Genomic DNA, 16,042 nt, shown 5'->3' on the forward strand with positions numbered 1-16,042 from the left:
CGTCGTACGTCTTCTCATCCACCCCCGACTTTACTCGCTTGCGGCATGGTGGCCGCGGGCCGTGAACGGCGTTTGGTAGCTTGAGCCTTATGAAACGCAGATTGCTGATCGCCGTGCTGGCAGCTCTTGCCGTCACGGCGGCGGCAGTGGCGCTGTGGGACCCGTGGGATCGCTGCGACGCACCCGAACCGGTGTGCACCGCGCTGGGCGAGATCGGTGAGCTGGACAATGTCCTGGACACCGAGGTGGATTACGATGCGGGGTCGTCCGCCGCCAACGGCTCGGGGCCGGTGCTGGTCCTGTGGACGTTCCGCCTGCCTGAAACGCTCAGCCCACAGCAGGCGGCAGAACTTGCGGCCAGCGCTGCCGAACAGGCCCAGGCCGTCGTGGTTGGCAATGTCGAACTCCAGCATGCAGTCAGCATCGTAGCCGGTATCCCGCAGGAATCCCAGGTTCCCGGCATGGAAACCTACCCGCTGCAGTTGATGCTGGGAGACCGTCCGAGGCAAGAGACGGCGCAGGCTTTCAGCTTCTGGCAGCAAGGAGCAACGCAAGTGGGCAACGGATCGGTGTCCGCCCCGAACACCGAAGCACTGCTTGAATTGGCGCAGCTCGCGCGGAGGCTGGACTACGAACCCACGCTTGAACTCCCCGACGGCTCGATTCGCTACACCCCCAACGGGGAATTCAAGCTGGAGCAGGTGCAACTGGCAGTCGAAGCCGCGCAGCAGCCGAACGTTGCGAACGCCATTTTCGGTTCGGGCTCGTTGTCCGTGTATTCGAGCGCTGCGGACGACTCCGAGCAGACGGCCGACATCAAGCGGTGGCTCGACGCGCATGAACCCCTGTCGGAGCCGACAGCCTATACCCTGTCCAGCCCGGACGTCGGAACGATCTTCGACGGCTGGATCGGCCGGGAGCTGCCCGATCATCTCATGGCCAAGCCGCCGGTGCTGCCCGAGGGCGTCACGGCCTGGCCTGGCGATGCGAACGCCCCGACCTGCACCCAGGACGACCTCAAGCTCTCGTTGAGCAGCCCGGATGCGGCGCTCGGTTCACGATTCCTGTCTCTCTACGCGCACAATGTTTCCGCAAGCGCCTGCTCCCTGCAGGGCTATGCGCAGATCACGTTCCTGAATGCCGACGGCGACGTGCAGGATGATGCGGTCACCCGCCCGGAAACCCATGTGAGCGCGGAGCGGATCGTGGTTCCTTCCGGGGAATACGCCATCTCCACCCTGAATTGGAAAGCCATGTCCACCAGCCAGGATCCCGATGAGACCACCGACCTGAGCGTGGCCGCACTGCCAAACCTGGAACCAGTGGTCTTGACCCCGATGCATCAGGAACGTCCGACGTCCTTGGATATCCTCGACGGGGCACGGGTCGATCTGGGCCCCTGGGTGCAGGCCGCCGAGGGCTGGTCGAAGCCCGGGGAGTCCAGCGGATCGGGCGAACGCCCCGGCAGCCGGGCACCCTAGATGCTGCGCGGAGGGAACTTCTTGTACTTCACGTAGTGGTTGACCGCATTTAGCACCAGGTAGACCCGGCGGCGCGGGTGCTTTTCCGGGGCGAACTTCAGCGGGTTGGAGACCTTGCCGGATTTCAGCAGCACGGCCGCCTTGCGTCCGGTACCGCTGTCCAGGAAGCGGCGCAGCAGGTGGTGCGGCAGCACGGTGAACAGGTGCTCGCGACTCAGTTGCAGCACTCCCGCCTCGGTTTCCACCACTGCGGTGGTTTCCACGCTGGCCGAGTCGAACTCGGCGCCCAGGAATTCGGTGACGTAGAAGCGGGCGGGGTTCACCCCGGCGGCGGTGAGGTAGAAGTGGTTGCGGCCCAGGCGCGGATTGATCTCGAAGAACTTGATCTGCCCGTCGCGGTGGTCGTACTTGGCGTCGATCATGGCAATGCCGCGCCAGCCCAGTTCCTCCAGCATGCGCGCCCCGTCGGCGGCCATCGCATCATTGCGGCCGGTGACGATGGCGGCGGAGTTGCCCAACACCAACGGCGCGTGCTCCTCGATGACCACCTCGCCGTAGCCGGCGAAAATGACCTTGCCCTCCTTCGTTGCGAAGTAGGTGCACAGGCGCATCACGTCGTCGCCGCCGGGTACGTATTCCTGCAGGATGTAGCCCGAGGTGTAGCCGCTGGCATCGATCTTGGACACCAGCTCGGCCAGCTGCGCGAAGTCCTGGATCGTGTGGATCTTCTGCTTGCCCTCGAACTTCGCGGCGATCCAGTCTCCCGAGCTGGACGGTTTGCCGATCAGCGGGAAGGTGAAATTGCCGGCGAGGGCTTCGAGGTCGGCTCCCGGGCGGTACACGGCGGTGCGCGGGTGGGCGATGCCCAGCCGGTCGGCGAGCGCGTAGAAGTTCTCCTTCAGCGCCGCGGCCTCGATGACCTCGAGTTCCGGGTACGGGATCACGTAGTGCTCTTCGAGCGCCGCACGGTGCTTGGCGATGAGCATGATGTGGAAATCCAGCGAGCCGAAGAGCATCAGCGGCCGGTCCCCGGAGGCCTTCAGCTCCGCGGCGAGTTCCAGCAGCGCCTCCACGACGCGTCCTTCGTCGGCCATGGAGCCGATGGGGCGCAGGTCGATGGCCACCGAGTGCTCGATGACGCCGTTGCCGGCGGCCGGCAGCACCACGGAGCGGACCTGGTAGGCCTCGTAGAATTCGCGGGCGAGCGTGTAGGTGCCGATGTCTCCGCCCAGGATCACCGGGACGAAGCGCTGGGTTGGATCAATTTCCATGGGGGTTGCGGTTCCTACTTCTTGCGCCAGTTCATGTACTTTTCAAAGGCCCACGCCAACGGCTTGTTCAGCGCCAGGTCCCATTCGCCGTTGGTCTGCACGATATCGCAGCCGGTGTTGGTCTTGAACTTGGTCAGCCCCGAAAGGTGGTGGTCCTTGTCCAGGGTTGCGCTCACGCCGCCCTGGTCCAGGTAGCGGCAACCGGCCTCGATGGAGTCGCTGATCATATGGTGCATGATGGCCTTCGGCGCGAAGAGCTTGCGCTGCTCGGAGGACGAGGCGCCGTAGAGGTACCAGGCCAGGTTGGAGGAGCGGATCATGATGGACGCTGCCAGGTCCACGCCCTCGTTGCTGGCGATGTACAGGGTGCAGGAGCCGGGAACTGCCTCGTTGAGCACGGTGTGCATCTTCTCGAAGTAGCTCAGCGGGCGGCCGGTGAAATCCTGGCGGTCGGCGGTGTGGTTGTACAGGGCATGGAATCGCGCCATGTCCTTGCACTCGCCCACCTCGACCTGCAGGGTGCTCTTCAGCGCCTTGCGGGTTTCGTTGCGGGTTGTGGAGGAATAGGAAGCCATGACCTTCTCGGTGTCCAGCTGGTTGCCCTCGGCATCCTGCAGGGCCACGCGGGCCACGTACTCGGGCTGGCCGGCGGCGAAGTCCAGGCCGACGTCTTCCTTGGTGAAGCCCAGGGCGCCCAGCGCGTCGTTCAGCGCGAGCGCACTGTCGGACTGCGACTGCACATCGAGGTCGGAGAGCTGGGCGAAGCCTTCCTTGCCCAGGTTCTTGCGCACGGCGGCGGCGCCCCAGGTGCGCACCGCACGTCCCGGGCCCATCTTCAGCTGGAAGGAGCCGCGGTTCTTCAGGTAGGCGGCCAGCGGCTTCAGCACCGCGTCGGCCCCGTAGGCTTCGAAGTCGATGACCGGCCCGTCCGGTACATAGGCGAGGGTCTTCTTGATGACCGGCGCGCTGCGGTGAAGCACCAGCGCAGTGCCGACCAGCGAGTCGTTGTCGAACCAGCCCAGCGATTCGCCGCGCCAGCCGCCCTTGACGCGCGCCCATTCGGGACGCTGCAGGAAGCTGACGTCTTGGGCGGTAGCGAGGAAGGATGAGTGTTCGGTGCTGGAAATAGGACGCACGTGAAGTTCGTTGTGGCTCACGAATGAAATCCTATCGCGACCAAGCTGGGAATTACGTGACCAATCATACCCCTGGAGGGTATTTGACTTCATACCCCTGAGGGGTATTATCTAAATATGAACACGACACCAGCCCCTGCTGCAGACGCCCAGCACCACGGTTACCACGCGGACAAGGATGCCCTGGCCCGGCGCTTGAAGCGCATCGAGGGACAGGTGCGCGGCGTGGCGAAGATGATCGACGAGGACAAGTACTGCATCGACATCCTCACCCAGGTTTCCGCCATCAATGCCGCATTGCACAAGGTCAGTGTGCAATTGGTCGAGGACCACATCGGCCACTGCGTGGTGGACGCTGCCAAGACCTCCATCGAGACCGGCGATGAAAGCTACGTCAACGACAAGGTGACCGAGGCTTCCGCGGCCATCGCCCGCCTGGTGCGCTAGTTCAATGGATTTTTCCCATTCCCGGGGCGCTGTCCCCGGATACCCGAAAGAGAGCAAGATCATGAGCCACAACTGCAACTGCGGATGCTCCTCCAACAAGGCCGAGAACGGCAACGACCTGCTGCAGATCGTGCCCCGCCCGGACGCCGCGCCGGCCATCGCCCGCACCGAGATCCAGATTTCTGGCATGACCTGCGGCCACTGCGTGGCATCGGTGACCGAAGAGCTCAAGGAGATCGACGGCGTCAACGACGTCGAAGTCATCCTGAACGCCACGGGCATCTCCACCGCCACCGTCAGCTCCTCTGCGGCCTTGAGCGAAGAGACCATCAAGAACGCCATCGACGAAGCCGGATACACCGTCGAGGCAATCAACGCGTAATTGCCCGATCTCGGGCAGGAAAGTACAGGGTTACCCCCATGACTTCCGAAACCGACACCCCCTCTCCCCTGGACCTGCGCACTGTCGACCTTGAGATCCAGGGCATGACCTGCGCGTCCTGCGTGAACCGCGTGGAACGCAAGCTCGGCAAGCTGCCCGGCGTGAGCGCCGTGGTCAACCTTCCGCTGGAAAGCGCCAAGGTCCAGGTCCCGGCCGAGGTCACCGACGAGACGCTGATCGAAACCGTCAAGGCCGCCGGCTACTCGGCGAATCTCAAGGCCCCGCTGCACCCGGAGCCCCGCTCCCCCGGGAACACCCCGGAGCATTCGGGGCACGACGAAGGCTCCGGCGGAGGGCACGAGCACTTGGTCCCCAACCACCTGCTGCGCCGCCTGGTCGTCTCCGCGATCTTCACGATCCCGCTGTTCGTCATCTCCATGATCCCCGCAGCGCAGTTCCCGCACTGGGGCTGGGTCACGTTCGCGCTGGCCACCCCTGTCGTGCTCTACGGCGCTTGGCCGTTCCACAAGGCCGCCGCCGTCAACGCCCGGCATCTGGCCTCCACCATGGACACCCTGGTGTCCCTGGGCGTGCTGGCCGCCTACCTGTTCTCCGCTATCCAGCTGATCCTCGATCCGATGATGACCGCCCATGTGGGCATGAAGATGAGCGAGCATGCGCTGTACTTCGAGACCGCCGGCGTGGTCGCCACGCTGCTGCTGCTCGGACGCTACCTTGAGCACCGGGCCAAGTCCTCGGCCAGCGATGCGCTCAAATCCCTGCTGAATCTCGGCGCCAAGGAAGCCGTCGTGCTGCGCGACGGCGCCGAGGTGAAGATCCCGGCCGACCAGGTGCAGGTGGGAGACCAGTTCGTGGTCCGTCCCGGCGAGAAGATCGCCACTGACGGCGTGGTGGTCGACGGGGCCAGCGCCATCGACACCTCGCTGCTCACCGGTGAATCCGTGCCGCAGAAGGTGGCCGAAGGCGACGAGGTCACCGGAGCCACGCTGAACACCTCCGGCCGCCTGGTCATCCGCGCCACCCGCGTGGGCGCCGATACCACCTTGGCCCAGATGGGCCGTCTGGTCTCAGAGGCGCAGTCAGGCAAGGCCCCGATCGCCCGGCTGGCAGACCGCATTTCCGCGGTCTTCGTGCCGATCGTGCTGGGTATCGCGGTGCTCACCTTCCTGGTCTGGTGGTTGGCCACCGGCGACAGCTACGCGGCGTTCACCGCCTCGGTGGCAGTTCTGGTCATCGCCTGCCCGTGCGCCCTGGGCTTGGCCACCCCGATCGGACTGCTGGTCGGCACCGGCCGCGGCGCCCAGCTGGGCATCCTGATCCGCGGACCGCAGGTCCTGGAGGACACCCGCAAGCTGGACACCATCGTGCTGGACAAGACCGGCACCGTCACTACCGGCGTGATGACCCACGTCGGCACCCGTGCCGTCCACGGCGTGCACCCGGATGAGGCACTGGCCCTGGCCGGCGCCGTGGAGCACCATTCCGAGCACCCGATTGCCCAGGCCATCGCCGCCGCGGCCGCGCAGCTCGGCCCGCTGGCCCAGGTGTCGGACTTCGATTCCGATCCCGGCGGCGGCGTGAAGGGCGTGATCGACGGCCGCACCGTGGTTGTGGGACGCTACAGCTGGCTGCAGTCCCAGGGCACCGAACTGGACCAGGCAGCGCTGGACATGCTGGCGGAGGCCGAGCAGGCCGGAGCCACCGCCATCCTGGTCTCGGTGGACCACCAGTTCCAAGCAGTGATCTCCGTGGCCGACAAGGTCAAGGAGACTAGCACCAAGGCGATCTCCGAGCTGCAGCAGCGCGGGCTGCGCGTGGTGCTGCTGACCGGGGACAACAAGTCCGTGGCGGCCAAGGTGGCCGCGCAGGTGGGCATCAAGCCCGAGGACGTCTTCGCCGGGGTCTTCCCGGCGGACAAGGTCAAGGCGATCTCCGGCCTGCAGGCCGAAGGCAAGGTCGTGGCCATGGTGGGCGACGGCGTCAACGACGCCCCGGCTCTGGCACAGGCGGACCTGGGCATCGCCATGGGCTCGGGCACGGATGTGGCCATCGAGGCTGCGGACATTACTCTGATGGGCAACGACCTGTATCAGGTCGCCCAGGCCATCGCGCTGTCGGAGAAGACGCTGTCCACGATCAAGATGAACCTGTTCTGGGCCTTCGCCTACAACACCGCGGGCATCCCGATCGCGGCGCTGGGCCTGCTGAACCCGATGATCGCCGGCGCGGCCATGGCCGCCAGCTCGGTGCTGGTGGTGCTGAACTCGCTGCGGCTGCGCAACTTCGGCAAGAAGTAGCCCAAAGCACCAAGCCGCCGGGTGGGAATCCATGAACTGAATTCCCACCCGGCGGCCAATTTTCATTCCACAAACTAGGCGATCTCGATTACGACCAACCGACAACCAATCTAGCGGCCTGTACCGGGATCGTTGGATCTACACCAGTCAACTGCGCGAACCGCTTTAATCTGTTCATCAAGGTATTTCGGTGACAATAAAGTTCATCGGCAGATCGCGCTATGCTACCGGTCCGCATGTAGGACTGCACAGCCTCTCGTAACCGACGCTGTTCCGCAGCCGCACAGGTACTCAAGGCCCGATCAACTTCTTCAATGCCAGGAGCACCCACCTTGCTCATTTCTCGCCTAGCCATGCGAGCCCACCCTCGTGCCCATGTCATGGCACCTTGTTCCCCGTCAACCAGAAGCTCCGCCAGAATAGTTGCGACATCAGCACTATGTGGCACATGCTCCAATGTGCATCCTTCGGCGAGCAAGCCGCAGTTGAGATTTCCGAGCCGAACGGTGAGCTTGTGAAAATTAGAACCAGGCGAAGCGTCCAGTGGATAAAAAACGACTAAGGCATCAGCAGTCGCAAACGTAACCACTCCGGTAGCTTCGTGAAAATTGGCCAAGATGAGCCTCAGGGAAGGTATATGTTCCCAAAGTGCTACTGCCACCACGAATTCAGTGTCTGGACGGTGCCCAAGAACAACGGAAATTCCTTCTAGAGCAGCCGGGGTCAAATTGCGCCCGCTGAATAAGGTCGCGAGGTGGCTTTGGCGCAAACCTGCGGTTTCGGCTTGAACGCGCGCCAGCTCTTCGACGTAGATACTTTCCGTCGCGCCGGCATACCCATCCACGACTTCCCAGACTCGAGCCGTGCGTTGCACGATAAGTTGAGCGTCCCCAGGCTCAGCAATTTCGGCAATCGCCTGCCAGATTATCGAGAAGTCCAAACGTATCGCAGTCATCAAGGCTTCGACGGGAACTTGCGCTCTCGCTCTAGAAACCCCAACTTCCAAAGCAATTGCGTCTCGCTCGCGAAGATAGCCCGGGTCATCATCATCTGTTCTCATAGCAAGAATCAACGCTTCGAATGATGCCTGGCCAGTGCGCCTAATTTCACTGTTTGGAAGTGGCGACTCAGCATAAATGGGAATCGATTCCAGACGTTTCAAGAACTTGTCAGTGAGTTCCAACGTATCTAGTTGATCCAGCAACTCATTCCAACGGCGTGAATCAACATCCTGAGAATTCATTAGGTTCCTATCCAGTTTTTTCAGCCAACTCGTACATTTTATGTGCTTTTGCACTGTTTGTGATCTGGAACGCGTTGCAAATCGTTGGTCACCAAACTCCGCTTTATTGAAAAGATGGACTACATCATGACAACCGAATGAGCCTTACGCATAACCGGCTCATCCCTTTCCGATCAGGATGATGTTTCCCATGACACACACCGCAACCCAAGAAGCCGGTGCTACCCATCAGCTTTCCGATAAGGAAGCAAACAAGGTAGCAATCGGCGCACTCATCGGCACCGCCATGGAATGGTACGATTTCTTCCTTTTCAGTGCTGCCGCTGCGCTTGTATTCAATGTCCAGTATTTTGATAGCCAGAATGCGACAGCTGCCGCCATGGCTGCCTTCGCGACATTTGGCGTGGGCTTAGTCGCCCGCCCTGTCGGTGGCATGATCTTCGGAGTCATGGGCGACAAGATCGGCCGACGCAAGACATTGATGATCACCATCGTCGGCATCGGTCTGATCACAGGACTCATCGGAATGTTGCCAACTTACGCAGCCATCGGTATCGCGGCACCAATTCTTCTAGTACTTCTCCGTGTAGCTCAGGGGCTCTTCGTGGGTGGTGAATGGTCCGGTGCGATGACGATTGTCGTAGAAAATGCGCCACTGCATCGACGGGCTCGCTACGCTGCGCTGCCACAGATCGGCTCCCCTATCGGCACTATCCTTTCATCAGGTGGATTCTTCTTGATGACCGTGTTCGTTTCGCAGGAAAGCTTCGATGCCTGGGGCTGGCGCGTACCGTTCCTTGCAGCAATTCCAATGCTTCTGATCGCTCTTTACATTCGAAGCCGCTTGGATGAATCACCGGTTTTCAAGGAGCTGGTAGAAAACGGAGAAACCGAGAAAACTCCGATCCGCACTACGCTGATCCAGTCGTGGAAGCACATCATCATCGGCATGGCGGCAGGTCTACTCGGTGTAGGTGGCTTCTACCTGGTGACCGCATTCATGGTTTGGTACGGAGTAAACGTACTTAATTACGAGCCCTCACTGATGCTACTTGGTGGGATCGTTGCAGCGGTCCTGGAGATTCCAACATTGATTCTCGGTGGCCGTCTTGGCGAGCGCTTCGGAGCGTCAAAGGTGATTACCTACGGTGGCCTGCTATCTGCAGCAGTCGCATGGCCAGCATTCCTGCTCGTTGAATCCGGAGACCCTGTAGTCGTAATTCTCGGTATGTCTCTGGCTGTGTGCACCCTGTCTTTGCCTTACGCGGCCTCCGGCACTGTGCTTACCGGATTATTCCCTGCGGCAACTCGCTACACCGGAGTCGGATTTGCTCAGAACGCTGCCGGAATGATTTCCGGTTTTATCCCGCTGGTTGCCACCGCATTGGTCGCTTCCGCAGCGAATCACTGGTGGCCCGCAGCAGCCATGTTGGTCTTCTTGTCATTGTTCACCGCAGTAGCTGGCATTCTGGCCCCTAGGATGAGCGTCAGCCTCCCCGGCTTCAAGCACTAGTTTCATCGCTGATCTGATTTTTTCACCACAAAGGACCAACCGAACCATGACTATGTCTGCCGGACATCTGATCGTAAAAACTCTCGAAGCACATGGAGTGGAACGCGTATTCGCAGTTCCCGGCGAAAGCTACCTAGACGTATTGGACGGATTGCATGACTCGCCTATCAATACGGTAGTCACCCGTCACGAAGGCGGAGCCGGATTCATGGCTTTGGCCGAAGGAAGGCTAAGTAGTACTCCAGGAATCGCCATGGTAACCCGTGGCCCCGGAGCCGCGAATGCGATGATCGCAGTTCACACGGCTTGGCAAGATGCCACGGCTCTTGTCTTGTTCGTAGGCTTGGTTCCGTTGTCTGACCGAGGTCGTGGTGCATTCCAAGAATTCAGCCTGGAAGGTTGGTTTTCCACTACTTCCAAAGCCGTCTACCAGTTGGACGATGAGAATCAGGCTGGCCAAGTCGTAGCCAGAGCCCTGCGGCTGGCATCGTCTGGACGGCCAGGACCGGTAGTCGTGGGTCTTCCAGAAGATGTACTGGTTCGACTCACATCGTCTCCGGTGCCAACACCACAACCCCTGCCGACCGCGGCACCTGATTCCGAGTCGCTTTCCATCATCACGAGCTTGATTGCAGACGCAGACCGGCCTGCCATCGTCGTCGGTGGTGACGGTTGGGATACGAACTCCTCTGCGATACTAGGTGAGTTCGCTGTGGCCGCCAGGATCCCGTTGTTTGCTGATTGGCGAGCCTACGATGCAGTCGATCACGACTGCGAAGCTTACGCCGGCTGGCTCGGGTACGGCAGGTCTGACCATGCAGCTGTGGCACTTGGCGAAGCCGACCTGTTAGTTTTCTTGGGATGCAGCCGAACCGATGTTCTATCTGAGGGCTACACCGCCGCGATGAATACCCCGACAATTGTCGTGACTCCGGATGCTTCATTGGAAGGGCATGCAGGTCGTCTAGACATACATGTAGGAGTTTCGCCTATATCTTTCATCTCGGCCCTGCCCTCTTCCGATTCCGTCCGCGGAAAACGCGAAGCTACGTGGATGCAAAGGCTTCGTGCGGAACAGGTGGCCTTCACCAGGCCTGGCCGCGATGGTGGAGTTGGTGTTGATTTGGCGGCAGCATTCGAGACCCTTGAAGAGGTTTTAGACAGCAACCGGATCATTTCTTATGGTGCAGGAAACGCGACTCTTTGGGGCCATCGGTATCTCAGCCACCACGGTCCAGGAACTTTGGTTGGACCCCGCAACGGGGCAATGGGCTTGGCAGTACCGGCGGCGGTAGCCGCTAGCATCAGCAATCCAGGACGCCAGGTGGTGGCGATCTGCGGGGATGGAGATTTCTTCATGAATGCTCAGGAGCTTGCTGTCGCTTTTGCCCAAGGCGCTTCGCCAATAGTCATCGTTGTCGACAATGGGATCTACGGAACGATTGTGCAACATCAAAAACTTCACTACCCAGGCCGGCCGTCTGGAACAGACATGGTGAACCCGAACTTCGCACGGTGGATCGAGGCATTTTCCGGACATGGTGAGTACGTGGATCAAACAGAGGATTTCGCTCCAGCTTTGCGCCGCGCGTTGGCCCATGGTGGTCCTGCATTGTTGCACTTGAAAACTGATCCCGAAACTATGGGGCCAGGAACCGTTGCGCACAGCCAGGAGGTCTCGGCATGATGCTCGATCTTCTGGTGCGAGCCAAGACCATCCTAACCATGGATGAGGACCGTCCTACAGCACAATGCATGGGTATCTTCGCTGGACGCATTCTAGGATTCGACGAGCAGATTCAGGGCCTCTCAGCCACGCAAACCATTGATTTTGGTTCCGCCGTCATTACTCCAGGATTCATTGATGCCCATTGCCACACCGCATGGTGGGGCTTGGGGTTATCCGCCGTGGATCTGTCCGGAGCTCGTGGTTTGGAGGAGCTTTATGCCCTATTAGAAGCGCAGATGCACGAGTTAAAGGATCAGCCAGGTGTCTGGCTCAACGGCACTGGTTTCAATCAGAAAGACCATGACGGTCAGTTTCCCGACCTCCGCCGCTTAGACGAGATCACGGGCGACCGACCAATGTACTTGCGACATGTTTCCGGACATGCGTCTATAACCAATAGTGCCACTTTGAAACTCGCAGGTGCTTTTGAATCCGATTTCCAAAATCCTATCGGTGGTGCCATCGTCCGGGATGCCTCTGGACAGTTCACCGGTGTGGTGGAGGAATCAGCACAATCGTTGGTGCAGCGCTTGGTCCTGCCCTATTCGATCGAACAGCTGACGGCGGCTATTGATGAAGCAACCTCCCGATATGCGGCCTGCGGAATTACTTCATTTACCGAAGCGGGTGTTGGAGGAGGTTGGATTGGTCATTCTCCTATTGAGGTCACCGCGTATCAACAAGCACTAGCAGAAAAGCGTCTTCATGCCCGCGCACAGCTGATGCCCGCGCTGGATGCTCTGCGTGAGCAGGATTCTCATGTCTCGGACGCACATGGCACAGGGCGTGGACGAGGGCTGGACCTAGGCGTCTTAGCCGGATTCGGAAATGAATTCGTCTCCTTCGGTCCAGTGAAAGTATTCATGGATGGTTCTCTGCTTGGTGCTACGGCTGCGGTGACAGAGGACTACTGCGGGCATTCGCATAACACTGGATACCTGTTGAACACTCCCGAGGAATACCGAGAAAGCGTTTCCGCGGCGTACCGGGCCGGCTGGCCTGTAGCGCTTCATGCAATTGGCGATGCGGCCATCGATCTGGGCATAGAAATCATTGCGGAGCTACAGGAACGCTATGGCCTTAACGCATTGCCGAATCGCATCGAACATTTCGGCATTGCTAGGCCCGATCAAGTCTCTGCTGTAGCTAGCCACGGAATCGTAGTGACACCGCAGGCATCATTCATCGGGCCGCTGGGCGACCAGTTCGCAGCATTAGTCGGACCGGATCGCGAGAATTGGCTATATCGCGGCCAGTCGTTGTTGGACGCTGGTGTACTGGTTGCCGGCAGTTCAGACCTTCCTGTTGCAGATAACAACGTGCTTCGAGCAATTGATTCCGCAGTGACGCGGCGAACCGACAAGGGACTGGTCCTCGGAGGATCCGACGAATGTCTCTCGCCTCTGGAGGCCTTGCGCCTGTATACCGTCAATGCTGCAAAAGGTACTGGACAGTTCGAGGATCGAGGATCGCTTTCCCGAGGCAAGCTGGCCGACTTTGTCGTGCTCTCGGAATCGCCGCTGGAGGCTGACGAAATCGCAGCCATTGAGGTACTCGGGACTTACGTCGGAGGCCGATCAAGCTTCACCAAGTCAGAAATTCCCGCCCATGTGTAGACCCACAGGGTGCAGGTCAATAGATTAAAATTCAGGAGAGAAGATGAAAATCCATCACGAATCGTTCTTGGCAGACTTCGCTTCAATGAGCCGCAACGGTGCCACACCTGGTGGTGGCGTTGACCGACAGGCAGCTACGACGGCAGACGGACAAAATCGAAACTGGTTCCGTGGGCTAGTGGAGGGCCACGGGTTCTCCGTCCACTATGACAACGTGGGCAACCAGTTTTCCCTACTGGAACTATCTCCAGGAGCTCCATGGATCGCTGTGGGATCGCACCTTGATTCACAGCCATTGGCAGGGCGTTTCGACGGCGCGTATGGCGTTTTGGCAGGGGCCCACGCTGCATTACGCGTGCGTGAAACCATACAAGACAACGAATCAGCGAAATTCAATATTGTTGTCGTCAACTGGTTTAACGAAGAAGGCTGTCGTTTCAAGCCATCCATGATGGGTAGCGCAGTTTTTACGGGTAAGCTTCCAGCCCCGCAGGTTCTGGCAACAACTGATCCTCACGGTGTGAGTGTTCGCGAAGCTCTCGAATCAATTGGAACCATAGGTGATTTTGAGATCGAGGTGGTTGCATACGTAGAGATCCACATTGAGCAAGGACGCTCTATGGAAGACCAGGGGCTAGACATAGGGCTGGTCGAATCGACCTGGGGTGCAAACAAGTACGAATTCATAGTTCACGGGGAGCAAGCGCATACCGGAGCTACCATCATTGCAGACCGACAAGATGCCTTGCTTGGTGCCAGCGCGCTCGTCGTCGCTGCGCGAGAGGTCGCTTTGGAACATTCCACCGATGAACACATGGTAATCACCTCCTGCGGCGAATTCTCCGTGTACCCCAACTCGCCCGTGGTTGTAGCTAGTCGTGTAAATCTTCTGGTGGATCTTCGATCTACCGATGCTGACGTACTAGCCGCAGCGGATGCGGATCTGCGCTCCCGTGTGAAGCGAATCGAAAAGCTGGCAAATGTCAGCATCGAACGGGGTGCTGAGCATGTCTGGGCTGCAAAAGCCTACGATCAGGCGGGACTCAAGCTGGCTGCCGACGCAGCGCAATCCCTGGGCCTCCGGCATGGGGTAGTCCGGACACTGGCCGGGCACGACTCAACGAATATGAAAGACATTGTCCCAACCATCATGTTGTTCGTCCCCAGCGTGGAGGGTATCAGCCACAATGAACGCGAGCTGACACACGACAAGGACATGCTAGCTGGACTAGATCTTCTCGCCGAAGTACTTCATCGCGTTGTACAAGGCCAATTCGTTCCAGCGGATGCGCTCCTTGTCTCTGCAACCGGGCAGTCTCAGTAGATCATGCTCGGCGACGAATATTGGCGCCCTTAAACTCGTTTTTGGGGCGCCAATTGGAATGGCTTCTCCCACGCGGTCTTAGTTCTGCTTTTGCTCGACGTGCTTCTGCTGACCCACGACGATGCCGATCGCCACGCTCAGCGCCGCACCGGTGGCCGCCCCGAGCACCGTCATGGTGACCCGGTCAACCAGCAGCACCATGGGATCCTCGGGGCTGGCGAGGTGCACCATGAGCAGCGCGACCATGGTCATGAAGACCATGCCCACCGCGTAATTGCGCAGGATGACGACCTCGATGCAGAACTGGCCGACCAGCGCCACCGCAAGCAGCACCCAGAGATTGGGTTCGAAGACGAACACCGCCCAGGTCAGCAGCACGCCGATGCAGGTTCCGACGCAGCGTTGCAGGGCCCGGGCAACCCGGCTGTGGACGGTTGCCCCCATCACCCCGGAAATTGCGCCAAGGCTCGCCCAGTACCAGTGGTCTCCCCCAAGAAGATAGGCCACGACACCGGCCAACAAGACGGCGATGCCCATGCGCACGGATTCATGGACCGATTTCTCGGTCGGCGCCCAGGTGGGTTCCGCCTTCAGCGCGGCCGCCAGTCGGCCGCGTCGGGCCGACAGCCCGAGCATGACCAGCAGGCTGAACAATGCGGTGCCCGCACCGACCAGCAGCACCCCGATGAAGCTTTCGCCGCTTGCCGGAACCGAGAGGCAGGCACCGCCGGCGAACACCGCGAAGATCGGTCCCGGCGGAAGCCAGCGCACCCCGCGCGACACCAGATTGGAGCCGAAGGCGATCACGGCCAAGACAAGTGCATCGACGATGAACGGCGTCTGGAGAAAGGAGAACAGCGTGCCCAGCAGCATGGATGCTACCTGCACCGCGCCGCAGCTGAGCTGCTGCCAGAAGCGGACCGCGTAGTTGTCGTAGCGGCCGAAGACTGCGCAGAAGGCGCCGAACCCTGCATACATCGCCCAATCCATCCGTCCCAGGCTGGCGAGGATGAGCAGCGGCACCGCCAAGCAGAACGTGGCCCGGGCCGCGGGCCGCAACGCCGGCATGCGCGGGGCGACGGCAACGCTGTGCTTCCAGATCTGTTGTGCGTGGGCAATCACGGGCGAGCTTCCTCCTCGCTGGCGACTACCAGCTGCAGCAGGCCGCGCAGCTGGTCGCGCTGGGCCGCATCCAGCACGCTGTAGATCTTCTCCTCGCCTTCGCGGGCCGCTTCGACGGCACGGTCCGCAAAACGACGCCCTTCAGCGGTCAGCTCGATGAGCCGGCGGCGGCGATCCGCCGGGTCCACGGTGCGCTGCAGCGTACCGTGCGCTTCCAGCCGGTCGAGGTAGGCGACCATATGGCCGCGGTTGATATTGGCCCGGTCGGCCAGGTCGTTCTGGTACATCGCGCCGGACTCTTCCAGTGCGCTGATGATCGTGAAGTGGTGGCGCGTCAGCCCCTCGGCGTCCATGAGCGCACCGAGCGCCGTGGTACCCACGCGCCCAACCCGGGTCGCCAGATAACTCAAGGAGTTCCATTGGAATTGGGGCGGTTTCTGTTCATTCACCCACCGAGAAT

General features: G+C 60.5%; 13 protein-coding genes. 8 read left to right on the forward strand and 5 right to left on the reverse strand.

What is annotated here, in order from left to right; all coding sequences use genetic code 11:
* The first annotated feature begins 89 nt into the window (after nucleotides 1-89).
* Nucleotides 90-1,481 carry a DUF4232 domain-containing protein gene (locus tag ACTX90_RS15530; RefSeq protein ID WP_443442366.1) on the forward strand — a complete coding sequence of 464 codons (1,392 nt, stop codon included), beginning with the start codon at nucleotides 90-92 and terminating at the stop codon, nucleotides 1,479-1,481.
* Here the strand turns inward: ACTX90_RS15530 and ACTX90_RS15535 are convergent.
* Together ACTX90_RS15535 and ACTX90_RS15540 are read right to left on the reverse strand one after the other, a co-directional pair.
* Nucleotides 1,478-2,752: a carboxylate--amine ligase gene (locus tag ACTX90_RS15535; protein ID WP_113607080.1), complete on the reverse strand. Its 1,275-nt coding sequence runs from the start codon at nucleotides 2,750-2,752 to the stop codon at nucleotides 1,478-1,480. The genes ACTX90_RS15530 and ACTX90_RS15535 overlap by 4 nt on opposite strands.
* A gap of 14 nt (nucleotides 2,753-2,766) precedes the next feature.
* The gene (locus ACTX90_RS15540; protein WP_047120225.1) at nucleotides 2,767-3,909 is read right to left on the reverse strand and encodes a lipid II:glycine glycyltransferase FemX; all 1,143 of its coding nucleotides are present in this window, start codon (nucleotides 3,907-3,909) and stop codon (nucleotides 2,767-2,769) included.
* 96 nt (nucleotides 3,910-4,005) lie between these two features.
* On the opposite strand from ACTX90_RS15540, the gene ACTX90_RS15545 reads away from it, so the two are divergent.
* The 3 genes from ACTX90_RS15545 (at nucleotide 4,006) to ACTX90_RS15555 (ending at nucleotide 7,035) form a co-directional block, all read left to right on the forward strand.
* The gene (locus ACTX90_RS15545; RefSeq protein WP_047120226.1) at nucleotides 4,006-4,335 is read left to right on the forward strand and encodes a metal-sensitive transcriptional regulator; all 330 of its coding nucleotides are present in this window, start codon (nucleotides 4,006-4,008) and stop codon (nucleotides 4,333-4,335) included.
* Between the two features lie 61 nt (nucleotides 4,336-4,396).
* On the forward strand, nucleotides 4,397-4,717 hold the full coding sequence (locus ACTX90_RS15550; RefSeq protein ID WP_047120227.1) for a heavy-metal-associated domain-containing protein: 321 nt from the start codon (nucleotides 4,397-4,399) through the stop codon (nucleotides 4,715-4,717).
* A gap of 38 nt (nucleotides 4,718-4,755) precedes the next feature.
* On the forward strand, nucleotides 4,756-7,035 hold the full coding sequence (locus ACTX90_RS15555; protein WP_443442367.1) for a heavy metal translocating P-type ATPase: 2,280 nt from the start codon (nucleotides 4,756-4,758) through the stop codon (nucleotides 7,033-7,035).
* An 88-nt stretch (nucleotides 7,036-7,123) separates the two neighbouring features.
* Here the strand turns inward: ACTX90_RS15555 and ACTX90_RS15560 are convergent, their stop codons facing one another.
* Entirely contained in the window at nucleotides 7,124-8,278 is a 1,155-nt protein-coding gene (locus ACTX90_RS15560; RefSeq protein WP_161448789.1) for an RsbRD N-terminal domain-containing protein, read from the reverse strand.
* A gap of 190 nt (nucleotides 8,279-8,468) precedes the next feature.
* Between ACTX90_RS15560 and ACTX90_RS15565 the strand changes: the two genes are divergently transcribed.
* The 4 genes from ACTX90_RS15565 to ACTX90_RS15580 are packed head-to-tail and all read left to right on the forward strand — an operon-like array spanning nucleotide 8,469 to nucleotide 14,460.
* A complete protein-coding gene (locus ACTX90_RS15565) occupies nucleotides 8,469-9,791 on the forward strand; it encodes an MFS transporter (RefSeq protein ID WP_374189840.1) in 1,323 nt (440 codons plus the stop codon).
* 46 nt (nucleotides 9,792-9,837) lie between these two features.
* A complete protein-coding gene (locus ACTX90_RS15570; RefSeq protein ID WP_113607084.1) occupies nucleotides 9,838-11,478 on the forward strand; it encodes a thiamine pyrophosphate-dependent enzyme in 1,641 nt (546 codons plus the stop codon).
* Nucleotides 11,475-13,136: an amidohydrolase gene (locus tag ACTX90_RS15575; protein ID WP_120991192.1), complete on the forward strand. Its 1,662-nt coding sequence runs from the start codon at nucleotides 11,475-11,477 to the stop codon at nucleotides 13,134-13,136. The genes ACTX90_RS15570 and ACTX90_RS15575 overlap by 4 nt, the downstream gene beginning before the upstream one ends.
* Before the next feature lie 43 nt (nucleotides 13,137-13,179).
* A complete protein-coding gene (locus ACTX90_RS15580) occupies nucleotides 13,180-14,460 on the forward strand; it encodes a M20 family metallo-hydrolase (RefSeq protein WP_443442368.1) in 1,281 nt (426 codons plus the stop codon).
* A gap of 78 nt (nucleotides 14,461-14,538) precedes the next feature.
* Here the strand turns inward: ACTX90_RS15580 and ACTX90_RS15585 are convergent, their stop codons facing one another.
* Nucleotides 14,539-15,582, reverse strand: coding sequence for an FUSC family protein (locus tag ACTX90_RS15585; RefSeq protein WP_113607087.1), 1,044 nt, complete (start codon nucleotides 15,580-15,582; stop codon nucleotides 14,539-14,541).
* The gene (locus ACTX90_RS15590; protein ID WP_047120230.1) at nucleotides 15,579-16,031 is read right to left on the reverse strand and encodes a MarR family winged helix-turn-helix transcriptional regulator; all 453 of its coding nucleotides are present in this window, start codon (nucleotides 16,029-16,031) and stop codon (nucleotides 15,579-15,581) included. The genes ACTX90_RS15585 and ACTX90_RS15590 overlap by 4 nt, the downstream gene beginning before the upstream one ends.
* Between the last annotated feature and the right edge of the window lie 11 nt (nucleotides 16,032-16,042).

Origin of the sequence: Glutamicibacter soli (assembly GCF_052322135.1) — a bacterium.
GTDB classification, from domain to species: Bacteria; Actinomycetota; Actinomycetes; order Actinomycetales; family Micrococcaceae; genus Glutamicibacter; species Glutamicibacter soli.

What these genes read in the sequence shown, in the direction of transcription:
- ACTX90_RS15565 (WP_374189840.1), top strand. Translation starts at nt 8,469, where the DNA reads ATGACACACACCGCAACCCAAGAAGCCGGTGCTACCCATCAGCTTTCC.
- ACTX90_RS15575 (WP_120991192.1), top strand. Translation starts at nt 11,475, where the DNA reads ATGATGCTCGATCTTCTGGTGCGAGCCAAGACCATCCTAACCATGGAT.
- ACTX90_RS15550 (WP_047120227.1), top strand. Translation starts at nt 4,397, where the DNA reads ATGAGCCACAACTGCAACTGCGGATGCTCCTCCAACAAGGCCGAGAAC.
- ACTX90_RS15545 (WP_047120226.1), top strand. Translation starts at nt 4,006, where the DNA reads ATGAACACGACACCAGCCCCTGCTGCAGACGCCCAGCACCACGGTTAC.
- ACTX90_RS15530 (WP_443442366.1), top strand. Translation starts at nt 90, where the DNA reads ATGAAACGCAGATTGCTGATCGCCGTGCTGGCAGCTCTTGCCGTCACG.
- ACTX90_RS15560 (WP_161448789.1), bottom strand. Translation starts at nt 8,278, where the DNA reads ATGAATTCTCAGGATGTTGATTCACGCCGTTGGAATGAGTTGCTGGAT.
- ACTX90_RS15580 (WP_443442368.1), top strand. Translation starts at nt 13,180, where the DNA reads ATGAAAATCCATCACGAATCGTTCTTGGCAGACTTCGCTTCAATGAGC.
- ACTX90_RS15555 (WP_443442367.1), top strand. Translation starts at nt 4,756, where the DNA reads ATGACTTCCGAAACCGACACCCCCTCTCCCCTGGACCTGCGCACTGTC.
- ACTX90_RS15535 (WP_113607080.1), bottom strand. Translation starts at nt 2,752, where the DNA reads ATGGAAATTGATCCAACCCAGCGCTTCGTCCCGGTGATCCTGGGCGGA.
- ACTX90_RS15570 (WP_113607084.1), top strand. Translation starts at nt 9,838, where the DNA reads ATGACTATGTCTGCCGGACATCTGATCGTAAAAACTCTCGAAGCACAT.